The sequence below is a fragment of the Caulobacter sp. GW821-FHT12A07 genome (assembly GCF_058807655.1).
Genome location: NZ_JBXAQX010000012.1, coordinates 114,190 through 137,585 on the forward strand (window position 1 = coordinate 114,190; position 23,396 = coordinate 137,585).

Annotated in this window: 14 protein-coding genes; 10 read left to right on the forward strand and 4 right to left on the reverse strand. The window is 70.5% G+C overall.

Translation table 11 applies throughout. From position 1 onward, the window contains the following. Nucleotides 1-85: 85 nt before the first annotated feature. Complete coding sequence (locus tag AC1RRS_RS21020) at nt 86-1,735, forward strand: GH35 family beta-galactosidase (protein ID WP_492856860.1); 1,650 nt, start codon at nt 86-88, stop codon at nt 1,733-1,735. A 9-nt stretch (nt 1,736-1,744) separates the two neighbouring features. Here the strand turns inward: AC1RRS_RS21020 and AC1RRS_RS21025 are convergent, their stop codons facing one another. Genes AC1RRS_RS21025 through AC1RRS_RS21035 form a run of 3 tightly spaced genes read right to left on the reverse strand, consistent with a single transcriptional unit; the run spans nt 1,745 to nt 6,304 of the window. After that, a complete protein-coding gene (locus AC1RRS_RS21025) occupies nt 1,745-4,798 on the reverse strand; it encodes a TonB-dependent receptor (RefSeq protein ID WP_492856861.1) in 3,054 nt (1,017 codons plus the stop codon). Beyond that, a complete protein-coding gene (locus AC1RRS_RS21030; RefSeq protein ID WP_492856862.1) occupies nt 4,795-5,718 on the reverse strand; it encodes a FecR family protein in 924 nt (307 codons plus the stop codon). The genes AC1RRS_RS21025 and AC1RRS_RS21030 overlap by 4 nt, the downstream gene beginning before the upstream one ends. Then, nucleotides 5,696-6,304 carry an RNA polymerase sigma factor gene (locus tag AC1RRS_RS21035; RefSeq protein ID WP_492856863.1) on the reverse strand — a complete coding sequence of 203 codons (609 nt, stop codon included), beginning with the start codon at nt 6,302-6,304 and terminating at the stop codon, nt 5,696-5,698. The genes AC1RRS_RS21030 and AC1RRS_RS21035 overlap by 23 nt, the downstream gene beginning before the upstream one ends. Nucleotides 6,305-6,602: 298 nt before the next feature. Between AC1RRS_RS21035 and AC1RRS_RS21040 the strand changes: the two genes are divergently transcribed. From AC1RRS_RS21040 to AC1RRS_RS21080, 9 genes are all read left to right on the forward strand, one after another. Beyond that, on the forward strand, nt 6,603-6,947 hold the full coding sequence (locus AC1RRS_RS21040; protein WP_492856864.1) for an HU family DNA-binding protein: 345 nt from the start codon (nt 6,603-6,605) through the stop codon (nt 6,945-6,947). Continuing rightward, nucleotides 6,947-9,595, forward strand: a complete 2,649-nt coding sequence (locus AC1RRS_RS21045) for a glycoside hydrolase family 3 protein (RefSeq protein ID WP_492856865.1) — start codon at nt 6,947-6,949, stop codon at nt 9,593-9,595. Before AC1RRS_RS21040 ends, AC1RRS_RS21045 begins: the two co-directional genes overlap by 1 nt. Beyond that, complete coding sequence (locus tag AC1RRS_RS21050) at nt 9,592-12,735, forward strand: sugar-binding domain-containing protein (RefSeq protein WP_492856866.1); 3,144 nt, start codon at nt 9,592-9,594, stop codon at nt 12,733-12,735. The genes AC1RRS_RS21045 and AC1RRS_RS21050 overlap by 4 nt, the downstream gene beginning before the upstream one ends. Before the next feature lie 178 nt (nt 12,736-12,913). Continuing rightward, complete coding sequence (locus AC1RRS_RS21055; RefSeq protein ID WP_492856867.1) at nt 12,914-16,375, forward strand: TonB-dependent receptor domain-containing protein; 3,462 nt, start codon at nt 12,914-12,916, stop codon at nt 16,373-16,375. Between the two features lie 145 nt (nt 16,376-16,520). Continuing rightward, nucleotides 16,521-17,753 (forward strand): pectate lyase family protein, encoded by a 1,233-nt coding sequence (locus AC1RRS_RS21060; RefSeq protein WP_492856868.1) that lies wholly within the window; start codon nt 16,521-16,523, stop codon nt 17,751-17,753. 201 nt (nt 17,754-17,954) lie between these two features. Continuing rightward, complete coding sequence (locus AC1RRS_RS21065; protein ID WP_492856869.1) at nt 17,955-20,249, forward strand: acyl-CoA dehydrogenase; 2,295 nt, start codon at nt 17,955-17,957, stop codon at nt 20,247-20,249. 86 nt (nt 20,250-20,335) lie between these two features. Beyond that, nucleotides 20,336-20,698: a response regulator transcription factor gene (locus AC1RRS_RS21070; RefSeq protein WP_487291439.1), complete on the forward strand. Its 363-nt coding sequence runs from the start codon at nt 20,336-20,338 to the stop codon at nt 20,696-20,698. A 56-nt stretch (nt 20,699-20,754) separates the two neighbouring features. Next, nucleotides 20,755-21,402, forward strand: a complete 648-nt coding sequence (locus tag AC1RRS_RS21075) for a response regulator transcription factor (protein WP_492856870.1) — start codon at nt 20,755-20,757, stop codon at nt 21,400-21,402. A gap of 84 nt (nt 21,403-21,486) precedes the next feature. After that, on the forward strand, nt 21,487-21,792 hold the full coding sequence (locus AC1RRS_RS21080; RefSeq protein WP_492856871.1) for a hypothetical protein: 306 nt from the start codon (nt 21,487-21,489) through the stop codon (nt 21,790-21,792). A 12-nt stretch (nt 21,793-21,804) separates the two neighbouring features. Here AC1RRS_RS21080 and AC1RRS_RS21085 read toward each other — a convergent pair whose 3' ends face one another. Then, a complete protein-coding gene (locus tag AC1RRS_RS21085) occupies nt 21,805-23,349 on the reverse strand; it encodes a sensor histidine kinase (RefSeq protein ID WP_492856872.1) in 1,545 nt (514 codons plus the stop codon). Nucleotides 23,350-23,396 lie beyond the last annotated feature (47 nt).

Sequence of the window (23,396 nt, forward strand, 5' to 3'; positions counted from 1 at the left end):
TGCGATTGGTATGACTTCTCGTTGACAAGCTGGTCTCCGTCGTCCGAATGCTAGCGGTAACAAAGAGCGTTGGCGGGAGGCGTGGGTGAGGGGCTTGAATACCTGGTTCGGGGCGGGCGCGGCCGTCGTTTCGCTGCTGGCGGCGCAAATCGCCTCCGCCGAGATCCCCCGCCTCGAAAAGCATGGAACCAGCGCCCGCCTGGTCGTCGACGGCAAGCCGATGCTGGTGCTCGGCGGCGAGCTCGGCAATTCCAGCGCCTCCAGCCGCGCCTACATGGCCCGCTACTGGCCGCGCCTGAAGGCGATGAACCTCAACACCGTGCTCGCCCCCGTCTCCTGGGAGCTGGTCGAGCCGAAGGAGGGCGCCTACGACTTCTCCAGCGTCGATGACCTGATCGCCGACGCCCGCGCCCAGGACATCAAGCTCGTCCTGCTGTGGTTCGGGGCCTGGAAGAACAGCATGTCGACCTACGTCCCGGCCTGGGTGAAGCGCGACCAGGCCCGCTTCCCGCGCGTGCGGGCGCAGGACGGTTCGAGCGTCGAGATCCTGTCGGCCTTTTCGGACGAGACCCGCAAGGCCGACGCCCGGGCCTACGCCGCCCTGCTGGCCCACCTGAAGGCGGTCGACGCCGATCGAAACACCGTCCTGATGGTCCAGGTCGAGAACGAGATCGGCATGCTGCCCTCGGCCCGCGAACACGGCCCGGCCGCCGACAAGGCCTATGCCGGCGAGGTCCCCGCCGCCCTGATCCAGCGCCTGAAGACCGGCGGCGAGGCGGTCGAGCCGGAACTGCGCGACCTCTGGAAACGCAATGGGTCCAAGGAGAAGGGCGGCTGGGCCGCCGTCTTCGGCGCCGACGAGGCCGGACAGGAGGTGTTCACCGCCTGGTCCTACGCCCGCTACACCGAGGCCGTCACCGCCGCCGGCAAGGCGGCCTGGCCGCTGCCGATGTACGTCAACGCCGCCCTGAACCGCACCGGCAAGAAGCCCGGCGAATATCCCAGCGGCGGGCCGCTGCCGCACCTGCTCGACGTCTGGAAGGCCGGCGCGCCGAGCCTGGATCTGCTGTCGCCCGACATCTACTTCCCGAACTTCAGCGACCTGGCCGCCCGCTTCGTGCGGGCCGACAACGCGCTCTTCATCCCCGAGGCCAACAACGCCAGCGCCCCGGAGACTCCGGCCAACGCCTTCTACGCCTTCGGAAACCTCGACGCCCTGGGCTTCTCGCCCTTCGCCATCGAGAGCGTCAACGCCGACGAGCAGAAGGCCATAACCGACGCCTACGCCGTCTTGCGCCAGCTGACGCCGGCCCTGCTGGCGGCCCAGGGCAAAGGGACGATGGCCGGCTTCAAGCCGCGCGTGCTGGAGGACGGGACGGTGCAGGATGCGCCCGTCAGCAAGGTGATGGGCGACTACCGCTTCGAGGTCGGCTTCATCGATCCCTGGACGTCCAAGGCCGCACAGAAGCCCGCGACCCACGGCGGGCTGATCATCCAGGTCGGCCCCGAGGACTATCTGATCGCCGGCCGGGGGATCGTCGTCACCTTCGCCGGGGCGGGGAAGGGGCCGCCGCTGGCCGGCATCGACCGCGCCGAGGAGGGCGTGTTCGACGACCAGGGCCGCTGGATCCCCGGTCGCCTGCTCAACGGCGACCAGACCCACCAGGGCCGCCACATCCGCCTGTCGCCCGACCAGGTCCAGATCCAGCGGGTGCGGTTCTACCGGTATCGGTAGGGGCGCCCCTCACATCCGCCAGCGCAACCCCACCCGCAGCTCCCGCCCCGTATCGTGCCGGTAGGTTGGGATCAGCGTGCGGTCGCTGAACTGCCGCTGCGGCGCGCCGGCCAGGTTCGAGGCTTCGGCCGTCAGGGTCAGGCTCGGCGACAACTCCAGCCGCGCGGCGGCGTCCAGCGTGGTCAGCGGATCCACCCCGTCCACGTCGCCGCCGTTCGGGGCGGGGATGGTGGCGATGTAGCGGCCGCGATGGCTGACGGCGACCCGCGCCTCAAGGCCTGGCCGATGGTAGGCCAGGGCCAGATTGGCTGCCAGGCGCGGCGCGCCCAGGGCGTCCTGCATGTCCGCCCACGCGCCGGTCTGGTCGAGCAGTCGCACCACCGTGCGGGTGTAGGCGCCCGCGCCTTGCAGCGTCCAATACTCGCCGAGGGGGGCGCGGAACGAGGCCTCGGCCCCGGTCAGGTGGCCCGGCCCGGTGTTGATCGGCCGCGAGAACTGCCAGATCGGCAGGGTCGGCGAGCAGTCCAGCGCCGCCCCGCACGCCGCCGCCGCCACGCTGTCGGGAAGGCCGAACGGATTGGCGGCGAACGGCGCCGGCCGGGTTGTCGTCGACTGCACGGTGGTGGCGATGTTCTTCCGATAGACCGCCGCCGTGACCTGCAGGCCGGGCCTGGGCCGCCAGTCCACCGACAGGTCGAAGGCGTCGGCTCGGGTCGGGCGCAGGTTCGGATTGCCCGACGAGGCGGTCTTGGCCCCGGTGGTCGACAGCCCCACGCCCGGCCGCAGGCTGATCAGGTCGGGCCGCACCATGACCCGCGCCGCGCCGAACCGGACCACGACGTCGGGCGCGGCGCTCCAGGCCAGGTTCATCGACGGCAGGGCCGACCAGTAGGCGTTCGACGCCGTCGTCCAGCGCAGGCCGGCGTCGGGCTCCACGTCCAGGCCGCCGGCCTCGATCCCGGTGCGCACCGCCCGCACCCCGGCCTCGCCCCAGATCCTCCGGCCCGCGTCGCGCGGCACGGCCAGTTGCAGGTAGAGCGCGTCGGCCCGCTCGGTCACCGCGTAGTTCAGCGCCGCCACCGGGCCGGGGCCGGTCTGGTAGCAGGCCGCGTCGGGGCAGGCCGCCGCCAGCGCCCGCGCCACGCCGAAGGCCAGCCATTGGCTGGGCGCGCCAGCGACGCCGAAGTCCACGCCTTGGCCGACCAGCAGGGCGTAGTCGGCCACCGACAGGCCCGAAAGGCCGCCGGGCAGCACGCTGTTGACGTTGCCGATGCCGCCGTCCGAGCGCATCCGCGCCGCCCCGACGGTGCGATAGGTCTTGGCCAGCACGCCCACGCGCCAGTCGATGGGGCCGGTGCGGTCCTCCAGGTCCATCGCCAGCGACCGGTAGCTGTTGTCCACCCAGTTGGGATCCGACCGGAACTCGCTGGCGGTCCAGGCGCCGGGGTTGGTCAGGGCCGCGTCGCCGAAGCTCAAGGCCGGCCGGTCGCCGTCGGAGAAGTCGTAGGCGAAGCCGTCGACGTCGAACTGCTCCAGATAGAGCGTCTGCTGCACCGGATTGCTGAAGTCCGAGCGGCTGAAGCCCAGCAGCACCCGACCCTCGACGCCCTCCCGGAAACGATGGCTGGCCGCCAGGGTGGTCTGACGAAAAACGGTGCTGAGCGCGTCACGGCGGGCCTCGGAGCGCACGTCCACCCCGTCGAAGCGGCCTGCGATCAGCACCGGCCTGCGGCCGCCATACATGACAATGTCGCCGCTAGTCACCGTCACGGCGTTGAGCCCGCAGCGCGGATCGGCCGGCGCGCCGCAGACCCCCGGTGTGCGGAAGGTGAAGCTCTCCAGCAGGTTCTCGCGCCGGTTCGAGCGCAGCTCGGCGTAGATCACGTCCAGGGCGATGCGCGTCGCGTCGCTGGGCCGCCACTCCAGCGAGCCGGTCAGGCCCAGGCGCTGCTGGTCGATCTCGACCAGCTCCAGGCGAGGGATCCTGGCGTGCAGGGCGGCGTTGACGGAGCCCAGGTCCAGCGGGGCCAAGGCGGCGCCGAAACCCGGTGCGACGGCGTCTCCCGTCTCCCACTGGCCGGCGCTCGCCCCGGCCTCCAGCGTCGAGCGTCCCGAATAGGCGGCCGAGACCAGCACGCCCAAACGGCCTGCGGCGTCGCGCGCCGACAGCACCGCCGACACCCGCGGCCAGGCGCGATCCGACAGGGTCTGGTAGCCGGCCTCGGCCGCCAACATGGCGTGCCGCCTGGGCAGCTCCAGCGGCGAGCGGGTGCGCATGTCGACCGTCGCCCCCAGCGAGCCCTCGTCGAGGTCGGCCGAGGCGGTCTTCTGCAAGCGGACCTGCTTGAAGAGATCGGCGGCGAAGACGTTGTAGTCGAAGGCCCGGCCGCGGTTGGTGCCGCCGATGGCGTTGCTGGCCCCGAAGGTCGCCAGGGTCTCCATGCCGTTGACGCGCACGCGGGTGAAGCGCCCGCCGACCCCGCGCACGGCGATCTGGCGGGCCTCGCCGGCCTCCGGTCCCGCCGCCACGCCCGGGATCTGCCGCAGGGCGTCGGCCAGGCCCAGGGCGCCGGCGCCGCGCAGCTGCTCCTCCAGCAGCACGTCCACCTGGCCCGGCGCGTCGCGGGCCGCGTCCTGCGCCGGCTCGGCCAGCGGCCGCGCCACCACGCTGATCGCCGCCACGGTGGTCAGCTCTTCCACCTCGATCGACGATGGGGAAGGGCGGGGGGCGACGGGCGCGGTGACCACCACCTCGCTGCGCCGCCTCAGCGCCACGACCCGGCCCGTCGAGATCGTGAAGTCGAGGTCCGAACCCGCCAGCAGGGCCCGCATCGCCTGGTCCAGCGACATCGCTCCGGAAAGGCCTGGCGCGCGCCGTCCGGCCGTGAGGGCGGCGGGGGCGGCGATCGGCGCGCCGGTCTTGGCCGACACCGCCAGCAGCGCCGTCGCCAGCGGCTGGGCCGGCTGGTCGAAGGAAAAGCGCCGCTCGGCTGGCGCTGAATGGGCCGGCGCGGCGACCAGCCCCGCGACCGCCAGCGCGCCGATCGCGGGCGCGATCCTCATTTTGCCGCGTCGATCGTGCGGCTTCCGTCGGCCGCGACCCGCACGCCGACCGGCAGGATCTCGGGCAGGCTGGCGATGAAGCGGTCGGCCTGGTCGAACTGGAAGCTGGCGGTGATCCGCAGGCCCGCCGCGCGCGGCGTCGCCCGCACCGCAAGGCCCCGCGCCGCCAGGTCGGCGATCACGTCGCCCAGCGGCGCGTCGGCATAGGCCAGGCGTCCGGTTCGCCAAGCCGCCGCCTCGGCGGGCGCGGCCAGCTTGCCGGTCTGGGCGCGGCCGCCGTCGATCTGCACGTAGTCGCCGGCCCCCAGCCGCGCGACCTGGCGGCGCTCGCGACCCTGGTAGACCGCCACCCGGCCTTCCTCGACCGCCACCCGCACCTGGCCGCCGGCCCCGGCCCGGGTGTCGAAGCGGGTGCCCAGCACCTCGACCTCGGCGCCGCCGACCGCCACCTGGAACCGCCGACCGTCGGCCTTGCGCACCGCGAAGAACGCCTCGCCGCGCTCCAGCACATAGCCGCGATCGTTCCAGCGCGAGGCCTGGGCCAGTCGCGCGCCCGGCGCCAGCACCGCGGTGCTCCCGTCCTTCAGCGCCACCTGCCGAGCGGTGGTCCCGGCCTCGAACGGCGCGGGCGGCGGCGCCAGCACCAGGGCCGTGACCAGGCAGGCCGCCAGGGTCGCGCCGGCGGCGATCCAGCCGACCGGAACGCGGCGAGGGGAGGGCCTCTTCAGCGCCTGCACCTGGCCCAAGGCCAGCAGCAGCGCCTCGGCTTCCTCATAGGCGCGGACATGCTGCGGATCTGCGTCCAGCCAGGCGCGCAGCTGCGTCGAGCGCTCCGGCGGGAACGGCTCGCCCAGCACCGCCAGGGCCCAGGTCCGGGCCTCGCGCCCGATCGGCGAGTCAGGATCGACGGCTGCGTTCACGGGACAGGCCTCTATAGTCGATGACGCCGCGCGCCAGGGCGCGCTGGCAGACGGCGGCGGCTTCGTCGATGGTCTTGCGCACCAGCGCTTCGGAGACCCCCTCGCGGCGACCGATCTCGGCGAAGCTCAGCCCCTCGATGCGGTTGGCGGCCAGGTAGCGGCGATGGCGCTCGGGCAGGCCGGCCACCACCTTTTCCAGCAGCTTCAGGTCGTCGCGGGCGATCAGGGCCCGTTCGGCGTCCGGCGGTTCGTCGGGCTCCAGGGCCGGGGCGGAGACGTCGAGCAGGCGCGCCGTCCGCTGACGGCTGCGCCGGCCGTCGAGGGCCAGGTTGATGGCGACGCGGAACACGAAGGCGCGGGGGCTTTCCAGCGCCCGGTCAGACGGCCGCTCGCCCAGCTTCAGGAAGGCCTGCTGGGCCACGTCCTCGGGATCGGGCGGACCGCCGCCGAAGCGCGCGCGCAGGAAGGCGCACAGGTCGCTCCAGTCCTGGGCGTAGGCGTGGCGATAGGCCGACCGGTCTTTCCACAGCTCGGCGCCCCACAGCTCGGATTTGTCGCGAGCCTCTGGCCACTCCGCCCTCGACACGGGGCCTCCCCAATCACCCGGTTCTGGCCGGTGGGCGGACGATGCTGGCGAATGTCCGCAGGATCAATGCGCCGCAAAAAATATGCATCCGCCGCGATTTTCTTGTGCGGATCGGCAAGGCGGAAACGTCGTTCGTGGTCGGGTGAAAACTTGCTGAAATCTCCCGCAATTATTTAAGTTACCGGTACCTTTTTCGCTTTTCGTCGTGATTGCGACATGCTTATTTCAATCATGACACCGGTGGCTATCCGGGCGAGACGGCCGACAAAGGCTGCGATTGGGAAGGGGAGGCGGCGCCATGAACAGCTCTGCACGCGACTCGCAAGCGTCGCCGGACGGCCGCGCCGAGGCTGAAGTCCGGCCCGCCGAGGAGCCCGTCTTCGACATCGGCCGCGCGTTCCAGACAGATGTCGGCGACATGCTGACCCGCTCGTTGTGCCGCCAGATCCGCCAGGCCCTGCTCGAGGGCAAGGCCGTCGAACTGCCGGGTCTTGGCCGTTTCGAAATCCGCGACAAGCGCCGCTACGGCCTGGTCAATCCTTCCAGCGGCGCCCGCGCCGATCTCGGCGGAGAGCGCGCCGTCGTCTGGCGTCCCGACCGCAAGCTGCTGCGCGACCTGAATTCTTCCCGAGGCGATGTTTGATGCGTGTTTCCGTTCCTGGCCGTCGCTTCGGCCTCGTCTCCATGCTGGCCCTGACGCTGGCCACGGCGCCGGCCGCCGCGTTCGCCGCCGACGCCTTCCATGACGTGAGCCTGTCGCCCGAGACCCGCGCCGCCGACCTCGTCTCGCGCATGACGCTGGAAGAGAAGGCCGGCCAGCTGAAGCACGCCGCCCCGGCCATCCCGCGCCTGGGCGTCCCGGCCTACAACTGGTGGAGCGAGGGGCTGCACGGCGTCGCCCGGGCCGGCGAGGCCACGGTCTTCCCGCAGGCCATCGGCATGGCCGCCACCTGGGACGTCCCTCTGATCCACGACGTGGCCGACACCATCGCCACCGAGTTCCGCGCCAAATACCTCGACAAGCGCGGTCCCGACGGCGCGGTCGCCCAGTATCGCGGCCTGACCGTCTGGTCGCCCAACATCAACATCTTCCGCGATCCGCGCTGGGGCCGGGGCCAGGAAACCTGGGGCGAGGACCCGCACCTGACCGCCGCCTTCGGCGTCGCCTTCGTCCAGGGCCTGCAAGGCGACGATCCCGCCCACTACAAGACCGCCGCCACCGCCAAGCACTTCGCCGTGCACAGCGGTCCCGAGGCCGACCGCCACCACGACGACATCCATCCCAGCAAGCACGATCTGGCCGACACCTACCTGCCGGCCTTCGAGGCCCTGGTGAAGCGCGGCAAGGTCGAGGCCGTGATGTGCGCCTACAACGCCGTCGACGGCGTGCCCGCCTGCGCCAGCGACTTTCTGCTGAAGGACACCCTGCGCGGAAAGTGGGGCTTCAAGGGCCACGTCGTCTCCGACTGCGCCGCCATCGCCGACGTCTTCCTGCCGACCTCGCATTCCTACGTGAAGACGCCCGCCCAGGCCGTGGCCGTCAGCATCAAGGCCGGGACCGACCTGATCTGCGCCGAGTTCGGGGCCGACAAGAGCGCCGAGATCGGCCCGATCGTCGAGGCGGTGAAGACCGGGCTGATGAGCGAAGCCGACCTCGACCAGGCCGTCCGCCGCCTGTTCGTCGCCCGCATCAAGCTGGGCCTCTTCGATCCGCCGGCCAGCGGCCCCTACGCAGCGATCACCCGGGCCGACAACGACACCCCGGCCAACCGCGCCCTGTCGTTGAAGACGGCCCAGGCCTCGATGGTGCTGCTGAAGAACGACGGTCTGCTGCCGCTGAAGGCGGCGCCGAAGCGCATCGCCGTCATCGGCCCGAACGCCGACAGCCTCGACGCCCTGGTCGGCAACTACAACGGCACGCCGTCCAAGCCGGTGACCGTGCTGGCCGGGATCCGCGCCCGCTATCCGGACGCCCAGGTCGCCTATGTCGAGGGCACGGGCCTGGTCGGCGCGCCGATGGCGACCCTGCCCAATGACGCCCTCTGCGCCGACGCCGCCTGCAGCGCCAAGGGCGTGAAGGTCGAGACCTTCCAGGGCCTGGCGCTGGCCGGCGAGGCCAAGGTCGAGACCGCCGCCAACGTCCAGCTCACCTGGGGGCGTCCGCAGCGGGAAAAGCGCCAGACGTCAACGCGTTGGATCGGCTATCTCAAGCCGACCGAGACCGGCGTCCACCGCTTCACCCTGCGCGGCGAGGGCGGCTATCGCGTCGTCATCGACGGCAAGGTGGTGGTCGACGCCTGGAAGCGTCCGGCCGACGCCACGCCGGAGGGCGCCGTCGCCCTGACCGCCGGCCAGGCCCACGCCATCACCGTCGAGGCCTGGCAGGACGGCGACCGCGGCGACCAGCGCCTGACCTGGAGCCGGCCCAGCCAGGGCGCCGAAGCCGCGATCGCCGCGGCCAAGGACGCCGATCTGGTGCTGTTCGTCGGCGGCCTGACCGCCAAGCTGGAGGGCGAGGAGATGTCGGTCCGCGCCCCGGGCTTCGCCGGCGGCGACCGCACCCGCATCGACCTGCCCGCCCCGCAGGAGGCGTTGCTGGAAAGTCTGCACGCCACCGGCAAGCCGGTGGTGCTGGTGCTGATGAACGGCTCGGCCATGGCCGTGAACTGGGCGGACGCGAAGCTGCCGGCCATCGTCGAGGCCTGGTATCCGGGCGGCGAGGGCGGGCACGCCGTGGCCGGTCTCATAGCGGGCGACTTCAACCCCTCCGGCCGCCTGCCGCTGACCTTCTACCGCTCGGCCGACCAGCTGCCGCCGTTCAAGGACTACGGCATGGCCGGCCGCACCTATCGCTATTTCGGCGGCGAGGCGCTCTATCCGTTCGGCCATGGCCTGAGCTTCACGACCTTCAAGTACGGCCAGCCGAAACTGGCCAGGACCGTGAAGGCCGGCGAGGGTGTCAAGGTCTCGTTGGACGTCACCAACGCCGGCCAGCGAGACGGCGACGAGGTGGCCCAACTCTATGTCTCGCGCGGCGGCGCCGGCGCGCCGGTCCGGTCGCTGAAGGGCTTCCAGCGCGTGGCCCTAAAGGCCGGCGAGACGAAAACCCTGACCTTCGACCTCGATCCGGCGGCCCTCAGCGTCGTCGATGCGGCCGGCGTGCGTTCGGTCGAGGCCGGACCGGTCGAACTGTGGATCGGCGGAGGCCAGCCCGTCTCGCGTCCGGGTCTCGCCAAGCCCGCCGGCGTCGCCGCCCGTCTCGACGTCGCCCGCCGCAAGGTGCTGCCGTGAGGCTCGATCGCCGCTCCTTCCTGGCCGCCGGCGGCGCCGGCCTCGCTACGACCGGGATCGCGCAAGCCGCGCCCGCCTCGGCCGCCGACCTCCTGGTCGTGCCCGACGAGGGCTGGAGCCTGTGGATCGACCAGGGCGCGTCTTGGAAGGACGATGCGCTGCACCTGCCCAGCGCCGTCGATCTGCCGACCCTGCCCATCAATCCGCCGACCGGCGGCTGGACGGCGTTGCAGGCGCCCGACGCCATCACCGTCAGCCTGCCGACCACGGTCGAGGAGCACTTCTGGGGCAGGTTCGCCTCGCGTCCCTACGGCGCCGACGAGTATCGATACGCCGAGGACGACGACGTGCCCCGCTACGGCGCCTACAAGGGCGTCTCCTGGTGGTCGCGGTCGATCGACATCCCCGCGTCCGCCAAGGGCAAGCGGGTGCTGCTGAACCTGCGCGGCGCGCGGCTGCGAGCCGAGGTGTTCCTGAACGAGCGGCTGGTCGGCTATTCGATCATGTCGGAGCTGCCGTTCGCCTGCGACCTGACGGCGGCGATGCAGCCGGGGCAGGCCAACCGCCTTTCCATCCGTATCACCAATCCAGGCGGCCGGTTCGACTGGCGCGACAGCACCACCATGGCCTGGGGCAAGGTCAAGCTCTTCGCCTCGCACGGCTTCGGCGGCCTCGATCGCGGCCTGACGCTGAGCGTCCACCCGCTGGCCGCCCGCATCGACGACGCCTGGGTGCTGAACACGCCGGAGCCGCGCGCGGTCACGGCCTTCATGGACGTGGTGCTGGAAAAGCCCGCCGCGAGCCCGCAGGCCGTGCGCGCCAAGGCCTCGGCGACCCTCGTCGACGACAAGGGGGCGCCGGTCGCCGCCGACATCAAGCTCGAAACCCTGGAGGCCCTCGAAGGCGGCCGCCGCCTGCGCGTCCGCTTCTCGGTGACCGCGCCCAAGGCCGAGCTCTGGGATCTCGACACGCCGCGCCTGCACCGCCTACGCCTTTCCTGGGCCGAGACTAAGCGCGAAACCGACACCCGCGAGGTCCGCTTCGGCTTCCGCTGGTTCGGCGTCGAGGGCGTGGGGACCAACGCCCTGCTGCGGCTGAACGGCCGCCGCATCCGGCTCTATTCGGCGATCTCCTGGGGCTATTGGGGCTTCAACGGTCTGTGGCCGACCAAGGACCTCGCCCGTCGCGAGGTCACCTCGGCCCGGACGCTGGGCCTCAACGCGCTGCACTTCCACCGCAACGTCGGCAAGCCCGAGGTCTTCCAGGCCATGGACGAGATGGGCCTGCTGCGGGTGATGGAGCCCGGCGGCGGCCGCCACGCCATCGGCCGCGACCTCAAGCCCGGCGAGGCTCTGCCCCCCGCCGACGCCTTCAGCCGCCAGTTCATGGTCGAGAAGTGCCAAGCCATGGTGCGCGCCTTCCGCTCGCACCCGTCGCTGGCCCACTACACCCTGCAGAACGAGATCGGCGCGAACCTGGCCAATCCCGATGTGCAGCATGTGCTCAAAGCCATGCACGACCTCGACCCCAGCCGGGCGGTCATCCTCAACGACGGCTTCGTCAAGCGCGGCGCGGCCCAGGCCATGTATCTGCCGTATGACGACCACTACTACCGCTCGGACGTCGAGGAATGGGGCGGCTGGTGGGTGGAGCACCAGGGGGCCGGCGACCAGTGGTACGACCGCTTCTATGCGGGCAAGGACGACTACATCCACCGCCAGACCGGCAAGCCGTTCATCGTCGAGTTCGGCGAGATGCAGGGCTGCGCCGTCGCCGACAACCACGTGGCCATGGTCGCCGAGATCCTGGCCAGGGGCGGCAAGAGCTACGACCTGGAGGACCACAAGGCGATCGTAGGGGCGACCAGCGCCTTTCTCGACCGCTGGGGCTTCCGCAAGGCCTTCCCGACCACCGAGGCCCTGTTCCTGTCGGTCGGCGCCAAGGCCTACGAGGCCTGGCGCAACTACCTGGAGAACATCCGCCTTGGCGAAACGGTCGATGTCGCCGCTATCTCCGGCTGGGAAAGCACGGCCATCGAGAACCATTCGGGCATCGTCGACGTGCTGCGCGGCTTCAAGGCCGATCCGGCGCTGATGAGCCAAAGCCTGCGGCCGGTTCTGGCCGTCGCCAAGCCGCGCAAGCTGGCCTACGCGCTGGGCGAGGCGGCCGAGCTGGACCTCTGGCTGTTCAACGACACGGGCAAGCCGGTAAGTGGCGAGCTGGTGCTCAGCGTGATCGGTCCTGACGGCGCCGAACGGGCGGCGGGCCGCTGGTCGGTTCCCGCCCACGAGCCCGACCGCCTGTCGTGGCTGGTCGCCGAAAGCGTCCGCACCCCGGCCTTCGAGCGGGAAGGGCGGCACGTGATCCGTCTGGTGCTGGCGGGTTCGGGCGAGGTGGTTTCCGACCGGGAGGTCTGGGTCGCCGCACCGCACGGCGCGCCGCGCCGCAAGCTGAAGCTCGCCGTCTCCGGCGTCGCCAGGAGCCTGCGCGTCCAACTGGAGAAGCAGCCCGGCGTGGTGGTCGAGGATTTCAAGCCCGGCGTCCGCTACGACGGGATCGTCGCCTCGGGCCTGAAGGCCGAAGAGATTGTCCGCCGCCAGGTCGGCGAGCAGACCGGCCTCGAGGCCCAGCCCAAGAAGGGCGAGAAGGTCGAGCTGGTGCTCGGCGAACTGCCCGCCGACGTGCTGGCCGCCGTCGCCGCCGGAACCCCGCTGCTGGCCATGGTGCAGGAAGACGGCCTTGCCGAAGGCGTCGCCCGGCAACTCGCGAGCCTTGGCCTCTTCACCTACGCCGGCCAGGTCGGCGGCCTGCGCGCCCCGTGGATGGGCAACTGGAACTACGTCCGGTCCCACCCGACCTTCGCCGGGATCCCCGCCGACCGCGCTATGAGCGTGCTGCACCAGGTCGAGGGCCAGCCTTCGAACGGCCTGATCGTGGACGGGGAGAGCGTCGAGGTCATCGCCGCCTACAGCCGCGACCACGACCGCCGCAATGGCGCGGCCAGCCTGATCGCTCGCAAGGGGGCGATACGGGCGCTGGTCCACCGGCTTCCCGACATGGCCCCGCCGCTCCAGGCCCGCTGGCTCAGCAACGCCCTGGACTGGCTGGCCGCCGATCCGATCACGAGCCCAGGAGGGTGAGCGACGATGTCTAGTGCGTAGAGCCTGACCTGACGGCCGGTCCGCCGGCCGTCCGAAACCACACCAAGAGATCAGCAACGGCCTTCCCGCCGCCGCGCCCCTGGCGCGGCGCACGGGAGCGCTCGCGCCAAATCCGACGCGTCCGAGGGCGCGATCCATAATGGGAGGGAAAAGGGAAATGACCATTCAGAACAAGGCCATGCCGCGGACGCGGCTGTTGGCCGGAGCCTCGCTGGCGGTGCTGCTTTCGCCCGCGTTCGCCATGGCCCAGGCGGCCGCGCCGCCGGCCGGCGACCAGCCGATCACCGACAACGCCGTCAGCGAGGTCGTGGTCACCGGCTACCGCGCCGCCCTGCGCAGCGCTATCGACACCAAGAAGAACTCCGACGTCATGCTCGACGCCATCAACGCCGAGGACATCGCCGACTTCCCCGACTCCAACCTCGCGGAGTCCCTGCAGCGCCTGCCGGGCATCTCGATCGACCGCGACAACGGCGAGGGCCGCACGATCAGCGTGCGCGGCCTGTCGGGTGACTTCAGCCGTGTACGGATCAACAACATGGAGGCCCTGTCGACCGGCGCCGCCAACGACTCCGGCGCCAGCCCCAACCGCTCGCGCGCCTTCGACTTCAACGCCTTCGCCTCGGAGCTGTTCAGCTCGGTGCGGGTGCGCAAGTCCTCGTCCGCCGAGGCCGACGAAGGTTCGCTGGGGGCCACGGTCGACCTGATCACCGGCCGGCCCTTCGACTACAAGAAGAGCGCCTTCGCCCTGTCGGCCGAGGACAGCTATTACGAGAACGGCAAGAAGCACAGCCCGCGTATCACGGGCCTGGTGTCCAACCGCTGGCTCGACGGCCGGGTGGGCCTACTGCTGTCGGCCGCCTACGCCAAGCGCACCTCGGAGGACGACACCTACGCCCGGGGCGGCGGTTCGGCCGACTACACCTATCGCGGCTCGACCTGGACCGGCGACGAACTGCCCGGCCGCGCGGGCTTCGCCGCCCCCACCGGCACGGTGTTCACCGCCCTGATCCCGACCACCCTGACCGGGGCCGCGCTCGACGCCTACAAGGCCAATCCGGCCAACTACTACAATCCGATCGCCAATCCGGCCGCCTATGCGGAACTGACCGGCTCGGACCCCGCCGCCTACGCCAAGCTCTATCCCAACTGCGCCGCCGCGGCAGCCCAGTCGGTGGCGACCCTGACCCCCGTCTCGCCGGGCTGCAACGACAGCTTGATCCGCTTCCCGGCCTTGCCCTCGATCGCCCAGCGCGACGTCGAGACCGAGCGCCTGGGCCTGACCGGCTCGTTCCAGTTCGAGATCGGCCCGCGCACCAAGCTGTCGGTCGACGGCCTCTATTCGCGGTTCGAGAGCGTCAGCACCAACTACCAGCTCTCGCCGGTAGGGCTGAACCGCAACAACACCAACGCCAGCTACCAGTACGGGGCCAACACCCCCACCGCTACGGCCCGCGCCGGCAGCGCCATGACCGACGCCCAGCGCCGCGCCCTCTATCCCGGCGGCTGCACCTTCACGGCCGAGACCGACCTCAACCCCGGCCAGGACTGCGGCCAGCAGCTCTACGGTTCGACCCCGGTCAGCGGCTACGCCTACAGCTACAACCCCTACAATCTCGATCCCTACGAGTACTACACCAACCCGTCCTCGCCCGGTTACGCCGGCTCGGCCACGTCCCTGCCGTTCCGTGGCGACCTGATCGGCCGCCCGTCGGTCAAGCTGCTCGACGCCGAGGTGGTCGGCCAGAACGCCGAATATCTGAAGCTCGGAAATGTCGACTGGCGCTCGGGCGCCGACCGCGGCGCCTACACCACCGACTTCCGCCAGGTCTCGGCCGAAGTGACCCACGAGTTCAGCGACAAGCTGAAGGCCGTGGTCGCCTACGGCGCCTCGCGCTCGGAGAACAAGAACCAGGGCACCCTGGTCGAGTTCAACTACATGGACGCCCAGGAGGCCTTCATCTTCGACGAGCGGGGCGCCAAGGGCATGCCGCGCTTCGACGCCGGCTTCGACGCCGCCGACCCCACCAAGTGGGGCATCGTCAAGGGCTTCTCAGGGATGCGCAACTACACGCGCAACACCCTGAACACCTACAATGGGATCAAGGGCGACGTGACCTACGAGGTCGACGAGCACTGGACCCTGAAGTTCGGCGTCACCGGCCGCAAGTACGAGTTCTCGACCGACCAGTACGAGCGCAACAACGACCTCCTGAACCCCACCGAAAAGGAAGCCGGCGTCAGCGTCGCCTCGCTCGGCCAGGTGATCGAGTTCGGCCAGGGCCTCGACGTGCCGGCCGGCTCGACGACCCGCTTCTTCGCCCCCAGCCTGGAAGCCTTCGACAAGGTCTTCGGCTTCACCTGCAACTGCATCAACAAGTACGGCGACTTCCGCATCACCCGGAAGCGCAACCGCTCGGCCTCGTTCGAGGTGGCCGAGAAGAACCTCGCCTACTACGCCCAGTTCGGCTTCAACTACGAGGTCTGGGGCGGCCGTCGCCTGTTCGGCAACATCGGCGTGCGCCAGGCCGAAACCGAGGTCGAGTCGGCCGGCGAGACCACGGCCGGCCGCCGCATCACCGGCGAGAACAAGTACAGCGACACCCTGCCGTCCGGGAACCTGACCTGGGAGGCCTGGGACAACCTCTACATCCGCTTCGCCGCCGCCAAGGTCATGGCCCGTCCGCTGCTGGGCAACCTGTCGCCGGCCATCACCGGGGTCAGCATCCCGGGCGACGGTTCGGTCACCGGCGGCACGCTCACCGTCGGCAATCCCAAGCTCTCGCCGTTCCGCGGCAAGGCCTTCGACGTGGCGGCGGAATGGTATTTCGCCAAAGGCGGCCTGATCAGCCTGGGCTACTTCCGCAAGGACATCGACTCCTACCCGCAGACGGTCTTCTACGAGGCCCCGCTGTCGGCCTTCCTCGACGCCGACGCCATCGCCCAGCTGCGGGCCCAGTTCCCCGGCGAGACCGGCGGCGACGTCTTCCGCCGCGCCTATATCGACGCCGACAACGTCATGCTGGCCCGCCAGGTCCGCGACGCGCCGGGCGGGGTGCTGCAGGGCTTCGAGTTCAGCTACCAGCAGGACTTCACCTTCCTGCCCTGGTACTTCAAGAACCTCGGCGTCCAGTTCAACGTCACCAAGCTCGACACCGAGCTGAAGTACATCCTGGATCCCGGCGCGGTGAACGCCACCACCGGCGCGGTGACCAAGGCGCCGGTCTACGGCACCGGCCCCTGGCTCGGCGCCTCGCCCAAGGGGGTCAACTTCACGGTCTATTACGAGACCAAGAAGTTCAACGCCCGCGTCTCGATGGCCCAGCGCGATGAGTACTACACCAAGTACCCGGTCGGATCGGGCAACTGCGACCCGGGCCTGCAGGCCAACGGCTCGGCCTGCGACGGTCCGCTGATCAACGAGTTCGACGGGGCGAAATCGACGATGAACGTCGACTTCTCGATGCGCTACCAGCCGCTCAAACAGGTCGCCATCACCTTCGAGGCGCTGAACATCACCGACGAGAAGTCCGAGCGCTTCACCTTCACCGACCCGGTGATCCTCTCCTACGGCGGCAGCGGCCCCAACTACCGGATCGGCGTTCGCTACAAGTACTAGCGGCGCCTGAACCACTGGCCGTCCGCGCCCCTCCGTGCGGCGGCCGTCCCCTTCGGCTGTCCCCCCAGGGCTCGAAGGCGGCTTGGGCGGAGGACCCTTGCGGTCCTCCGCCGCTTCTTTTTCAGTGCGAGCCAGAGGGCCGACGATGAAAGACCTCATGCTGATCGACAGGCGCGCCGTCCTGGCAGGAGCGGGCCTGCTGCTGCCCGCCACAGCCTGGGCCAAGGCATCTGACCTCGCCGCCGCCGGCTGGGCCAGCGCGAAGGGCGGGGATGCCGGTCGCATCATCCGTGTCACCACCCTGGCCCCCGACGGCCCCGGCTCGTTCCGCGCCGCCGTCGAGGCGGCCGGCCCGCGCAAGGTGGTGTTCGACGTCGCGGGGGTGATCGACCTCGCCCGCAAGAGCATCCGCATCCGCGAGCCCTTCCTCACCGTCGCCGGCGAGACCGCGCCGTCGCCGGGGATCACCTTCATCCGTGGTGGGATCCAGGTCGAAAGCCACGACGTCGTCCTGCGCCACCTGCGGGTCCGCGCGGGCCGCGACGGCGCCCCCGACCGCAGCGGCTGGGAGGTCGACTGCATCACCTGCTGGAAGGCCCATGACGTGATCGTCGACCACTGCTCGATCGCCTGGGCCACCGACGAGAACCTCTCGGCCTCGGGCCCGCGCTTCGACGGCGGCGACACGGTGCAGGCCTGGCGGAACGGAACCTCTCGCCGCATCACCTTCAGCAACAACATCGTCGCCGAGGGCCTGTCCCACGCCAGCCACGTCAAGGGCGAGCACTCGAAGGGCACCCTGATCCACGACAACGCCACGGAGGTGCTGATCGTCGGAAACCTCTACGCCCACAATCTGGAGCGCAATCAGCTGTTCAAGGGCGCGGTCCAAGCCGTCTCGGCCAACAACCTGATCTACGACCCGGGGACGCGGGCCATGCACTACGCGCTGAACGGCCCCGAATGGGAGGGCCGCGCCTGGCAGGTGGGCCAGCTGGCGCTGGTCGGCAATATCGTGAAAGGTGGCGCGTCGACCCGGCCCGACCTGCCGTTCCTGATCGTCGAAGGCCAGGGCGACCTGGACCTCTACGCCCGCGACAACCGCGCCGCCTACGCCGACGGCCGCCCGATGCCGGAGCTGCGGGTGCTGCCCTCGACGCCCTTGCCGACGGTCCGCCGGCTGGCGCGACCGCCGCTATGGCCAAAGGGCTTCAAGCCCCTACCTGCCGCCAAGGTCGAAGCGACGGTCCTGGCCACGGCCGGCGCCAGGCCCTGGGACCGCGACGCCATCGACCTGCGCATCCTGCGCCAAGTGAAGACCGGAACCGGCCGCGTCATCGACGACGAGAAGGAGGTGGGAGGATATCCAACCACCTAGAACCTCCCCCTCTGGGGGAGGCGGCCGAAGGCCGGTGGGGGGACGTTTTCAGCCGCCGGGCGTTGGCTGTTCGTCGCAGCCACACCCCCCACCGATCGCTTCGCGATCGCCTCCCCCATAGGGGGAGGTTCCTTGATCCCGGAAGGATCGCTCAGGCTTCGAAACGCGTTTGACCCCCGACCAGTAACCAAGGCGGGCGTCATGACCAGCTTCTCCTCCCTGCGCCGGGACCTCCTCACCCGGCCGATCTTCCAGTGGGCGCAAGGCGTGATGCCGGCCCTGTCGCAGACCGAGCGGGACGCCATCGACGCTGGCGACACCTGGTGGGATGCGGCCCTGTTCACCGGCGATCCTGACTGGAACGAACTGCTGTCGTTCCCCAAGCCCCATCTGCGCCCCGACGAGCAGGCCTTCATGGACGGCCCGGTCGAGCAGCTCTGCGCCATGCTCGACGACTGGACCATGACCTGGAAGACGCGCGATCTGCCGCCGCAGGTCTGGAGCTTCCTGAAGGAGCAGAAGTTCTTCGGGATGATCATCCCGAAAAAGTACGGCGGCCTCGGCTTCTCCGCCTTCGGCCACGCCGAGATCGTCCGCCGCATCGCCACCCGCTCGGTCTCGGCGGCGGTGACGACCATGGTGCCCAACTCGCTGGGGCCGGGCGAACTGATCCTGCGCTTCGGGACCAAGGCTCAGCAGGACCACTGGCTGCCCCGCCTGGCCGACGGCCGCGAAGTGCCCGCCTTCGGCCTCACCAGCCCCGAGGCCGGCTCGGACGCCGGGGCGATGATCGACGAGGGCGTGGTCTGCCGCGGAACCTGGGAAGGCCGCGAGGTGCTGGGCGTCCGGCTCAACTGGCACAAGCGCTACATCACCCTGGGACCGGTCTGCACGGTGCTGGGCCTGGCCTTCAAGCTGCGCGACCCCGACGGCTATCTGGGCGGTGAGGAAGACGTCGGCATCACCTGCGCGCTCGTCCCGACCACCACGCCCGGGGTCGAGATCGGCCGCCGCCATCTGCCGGCCTTCCAGACCTTCCAGAACGGTCCCAACTGGGGCAAGGACGTCTTCATCCCCATGGACTTGGTCATCGGCGGCGCCGAGCGGGCCGGGCAGGGGTGGAAGATGCTGATGACGGCGCTGGCGGCCGGGCGCGGCATCTCGCTGCCGGCCCTGTCGGGCGCGGCGGCCGCCTTCAGCGCCCTGACCACCGGCGCCTACGCCCGGGTGCGCAGCCAGTTCAACGTGCCGATCGGCAAGTTCGAGGGCGTGCAGGAGCGCCTGGCCCGCATCGCCGGCAACGCCTACCTCGTAGACGGCGCGCGCCGCCTGACCTGCACGGGCCTGGATCTGGGTCACCATCCGTCGGTGATCTCGGCCCTGCTGAAGTCGGGCGCCACCGAGCGGATGCGCATCGTCGTCAACGACGCCATGGACGTGCACGGCGGCAAGGCGATCATCGAGGGGCCGCGCAACTACATGGGCGCCCAGTACCGCGCCGTGCCGGTCGGCATCACGGTCGAGGGGGCCAACATCCTGACCCGCAGCCTGATGGTCTTCGGCCAGGGCGCGATCCGCGCGCACCCCTACATGCTCGAAGAGATCCTGGCGATCGGCGAGCAGGATCTCGACCGCTTCGACGAGGCCTTCTGGAAGCACGTCGCCCACAGCCTTCGCAACGGCCTGCGCACGGTGGCCCGCAGCTGGAGCGGCGGCGCGCTCTCGCCGGTTCCCGACGCCGGCCGGGCGACCCGTTTCTACCGCCAGATGGGCCGCTACTCGGCCGCTTTCGCCCTGGCCTCCGACATCGCGCTGCTGACTCTGGGCGGCGACCTCAAGCGCCGCGAGATGTTGTCGGCGCGGCTGGGCGATATCCTGTCGGAGCTCTATTTCCTGTCCGGCGCCCTCAAGCGTTGGGAGGACGAGGGCCGCCAGGACGCCGACTTCCCGCTGCTGCACCGGTGCGCCGACACGGCCTTCGCCACCATCGAGCAGCGCTTCGACGAACTGTTCGCCAACCTGCCCAACCGCCTGGCCGGCTGGCTGCTGCGCGCCGCCATCCTGCCGTTCGGCGCCCGTCGTCGCGGGCCGTCGGACAACCTCACCCGCGCCTGCGCCGAGCTGCTGATCCAGCCGTCCGAGACCCGCGACCGCCTGGTCGAGAACGTCTATGTCGGCGGCAAGGACGAGGCGGTCGGCCAACTGATCGACGCCTTCGAGCGCGTGGTCGCCACCCAGCCGATCCACGACCGGCTGAAGGCCGCCAAGGTTCGCGACCGTCGCCTCGCCTGGGAGCAGGGTCTGATCACCGCCGACGAGGCCGCCGCCCTCGACGCCGCCGACAAGGCCGTGGCCGAGGTGATCGCCGTCGACGACTTCGCCCACGACGGCCTGGCCGCGCCGGCCCCTGTCCGCAGCGACGCCGTCCCGCGTCCGCCGAGCCCGATCGACCGGGGCGAGCCGCGCAGCTTCGAGGCATCCGCGCCCCGCGCCTAAACTACTGTATGGGTGTCGCCGTCGGAGCCGGGGGGCTAAGGCTCGTTTGTCAGCGTCCAAGTTCCGGGCGTGCTTAGAGAAACGCCATGTCCCGCCGGCGCGCCATCGCCGTCATCGACGACGACGCCCTCGTCCGTTCCGGCCTGGCGCGGCTGATCCGCTCCTTCGGGTTGGAGGTCGGCGTGTTCGGCTCGGCGGCGAGCTTCCTGGCCTCCGGGCCGGAGACCTGGGCCGTGGTCGTCACCGACATCCACATGCCCGAGATATCGGGCCTGGATCTGCTGCGCCGCCTGCGGGGCAGCCATCCTGACCTGCCGGTGGTGGTGGTCACGGCCTTTCCGGACATGCGCGACCAGGCCCTGGCGGCCGGCGCCCGGGACTTTCTCGAAAAGCCCTGTGCGCCCGACCGGATCGAGGCCAGCTTGAAGACGATGCTCGACGAGGCCTGAGGCGGCGCTTGTCGGAAACGGGGCGGGGGCCCCAGCTTAGCTTGGTGGAGGCGGGGATGGCCAAGACGGAACGGCAGGCGGAAGAAGCGGTCCAGACCGTGGTGATCGTCGACGACAACGAGCTGTTTCGCGGCTCGATGGACAAGCTGTTCCGTTCGGTCGGCCTGCAGACGGCGCTCTACGCCTCGGCCCAGGCGCTGCTGGATGCGCCGATGCCCGACAGCGCCTGCTGCATCCTCGTCGACGTGCGCATGCCCAAGATGAGCGGCCTCGATCTTCAAGAGGCCCTGGCCGCTCGCCGGGTGCGCGCGCCGGTCATCGTCATGACCGGCCACGCCGACGTGCCGATGACCGTGCGGGCCATGAAGGCCGGGGCGGTCGACTTCCTCGCCAAGCCCTTCCGCGACCAGGACGTCATCGACGCCGTCACCGCCGCCCTGGCCAAGGACGGAAAACGCCGCCAGCTAGCTCGCGACGTCGCCGAGGTGAAGGCCCGCTTCGACGGCCTGACCCCGCGCGAACAGCAGGTCATGACCCTGGTCACCACCGGCCTGCTCAACAAGCAGGTCGCTGGCGAACTGGGCCTCCAGGAGATCACCGTCAAACTCCACCGCGGCAGCCTGATGAAGAAGATGCAGGCCGGTTCCTTCGCGGAGCTGGTCCGCATGGCCGAGGCGCTGGAGAGGGACCGAGCAGCTGGGTAGGGACGTTCGCTATTCTAGCTCTACCTTTTGGTGAAATTCTCTCTGTGGTAGCGCTTGGCGATGGCCAGAGCCCAGGGGGAGAGGATGTCGAAAATTGAGCCGCCGCGTATCGGTACCGGAAAGGGTTATTTTATTGGGGGCGTTGTCTCGCTGGTTTTGGGAGTTCTGATCTCCGCAGCGAGCTCACCACTGGATCGTAGTCCTGCCGCCATCGGCGGGTTCCTTTTTGCGCTTGGCACCGGTCTGATTGCAGTGGGATTTTGGGTGAAATTGTTTGGCGCGCTTGAACGGCGCCTGATCGATATTCAGACGGCCGTAGTAAGCGGGCAACCAAGCGCAGTTGAGGTCAGTGGCGATTTGCCAATCGCTGCGAGCGACTTCCGTCAGTAGCGGCGATTGGGGCTAGCCCGCCGCCGGCAGCCGGATTTCGATCCGCGCCCCGGCGTCGCTCGGCAGGATCGCGATCCGCCCGTCGTGGGCGGCGACCGCCGAGTGGCAGATGGCCAGGCCAAGGCCCATGCCGCCGGACTTGGTCGTGTAGAAGGCGTCGAAAGCCCGTTCGGCCGCTTCCGGCGAGAAGCCCGGTCCGGTGTCGGCGATCTCGATCACCGCCTCGTCGCCTTCGCGGGTCGAGCGCACGGAAAGCCGCCGCACCGCGCCGCCGGCCATGGCCTGCACGCCGTTGAGCATCAGGTTGACCAGGGCCTGCTGCAGCACCACCCGGTCGCCGTGGACCACCGTCTCGCCGGCCTGAGCCTCAAGGACCAGTTCGACCCCGTGCTCGGCGACCTCGCGGGCCACGAAACGGGCCGACGCCGCCAGCAAGCCGTCCACCGCCAGCGGTTCGCGCTCGGCCGGAGCCTGGGCGATCAGGCCGCGGATGCCGCGCACCACCTCGGCGGCGTGGGCGGCGGCGGTCACCACGTCGGCGACGGCGTCCTTGGCCTCGTCGAGGTCGGGCGTGTCGCGGTCGAGCCAGCGCTGGGCGGCGCCGGCGGCGTTGGAGATCGCCGCCAGCGGCTGATTGACCTCGTGGGCGATCGAGGCCGACAGCACCCCCAGGGTCGCCGCCCGCAGGGCGTGCTCCAGCTCGGCGCGGGCGCGGTCCAGCCGCTCCTGCAACCGCCGGCGTTCGGTCAGGTTGACGATCGAGGCCTGCACCCGGTCCAGCCCCCGGGCGTCGGACGGGAAGTTCAGGGCCACGATCACCGGGATCAGTTCGCCGGTGCGGCTGCGCACCACCGTCTCGGTCTCGAAGCTGCGCCGGCCCTCGCCGAAGGCGACCAGGAACTGGGCGAAGGTCTGGTCGGTCTCGGGCAGGAGCTCGTCCAGCCGGTCGAAGAAGTCGGCCTTGTCGGTCACGCCCATCATGGTCAGGGCCGTGGCGTTGACGTCGGTGATACGGACGCTGGCCTTGATCTGGCGCACCAGCTCGGGATGCCGCGCCAGATGGTCGGCGAGATCCGTCACGCCCTGGGCGCGGATGGCGTCGAGCGCCGCCTGCACCGGCCGGAAGTCATGCTCCCAGATCGACACCGCCAGGGTGTTGAAGATCGTGCGATAGCGGGCCTCGCTGAGGCTCAGGGTCCGGCGGGCCTGCTGGTTGCGTCCGGTGAGGAAGGCCGCCACGCCCAGGGCCGCCAGGCTGACCAGCAGCCGCAGGGTGGGGGCAAGGTGCGGCGCACGGCCGTGGGCGACGGCGAAGCTGGTCGTGGCCAGGGCGGCGCAGGCCAGGGTCACGGCCCACAACCGCCGGCCCGGCAGGTCCTCGCCGACCAGCAGCAGGACCAGCACGTAGAGCACCGCCACCGCGCTCGACAGCGGCGTGAAGGTGTCGACCACGAAGACCGCGGCGGCGATCGCGGCCGCGCCGCCCAGCCGCAGGCGGCGTCCGAACGGCGAGCTATCGGGCGAAGGGAAGGGCTGGGCGAGCATGGCGAACTTCATAGCCCGGCTTCCGCCTTCGCCGGGACCCCATACCAAGGTCTGGGGAG

Coding starts and splice junctions, on each gene's coding strand:
- AC1RRS_RS21025 (WP_492856861.1), bottom strand. CDS start 4,798: ATGAGGATCGCGCCCGCGATCGGCGCGCTGGCGGTCGCGGGGCTGGTC.
- AC1RRS_RS21040 (WP_492856864.1), top strand. CDS start 6,603: ATGAACAGCTCTGCACGCGACTCGCAAGCGTCGCCGGACGGCCGCGCC.
- AC1RRS_RS21045 (WP_492856865.1), top strand. CDS start 6,947: ATGCGTGTTTCCGTTCCTGGCCGTCGCTTCGGCCTCGTCTCCATGCTG.
- AC1RRS_RS21055 (WP_492856867.1), top strand. CDS start 12,914: ATGACCATTCAGAACAAGGCCATGCCGCGGACGCGGCTGTTGGCCGGA.
- AC1RRS_RS21060 (WP_492856868.1), top strand. CDS start 16,521: ATGAAAGACCTCATGCTGATCGACAGGCGCGCCGTCCTGGCAGGAGCG.
- AC1RRS_RS21065 (WP_492856869.1), top strand. CDS start 17,955: ATGACCAGCTTCTCCTCCCTGCGCCGGGACCTCCTCACCCGGCCGATC.
- AC1RRS_RS21070 (WP_487291439.1), top strand. CDS start 20,336: ATGTCCCGCCGGCGCGCCATCGCCGTCATCGACGACGACGCCCTCGTC.
- AC1RRS_RS21075 (WP_492856870.1), top strand. CDS start 20,755: ATGGCCAAGACGGAACGGCAGGCGGAAGAAGCGGTCCAGACCGTGGTG.
- AC1RRS_RS21080 (WP_492856871.1), top strand. CDS start 21,487: ATGTCGAAAATTGAGCCGCCGCGTATCGGTACCGGAAAGGGTTATTTT.
- AC1RRS_RS21085 (WP_492856872.1), bottom strand. CDS start 23,349: ATGAAGTTCGCCATGCTCGCCCAGCCCTTCCCTTCGCCCGATAGCTCG.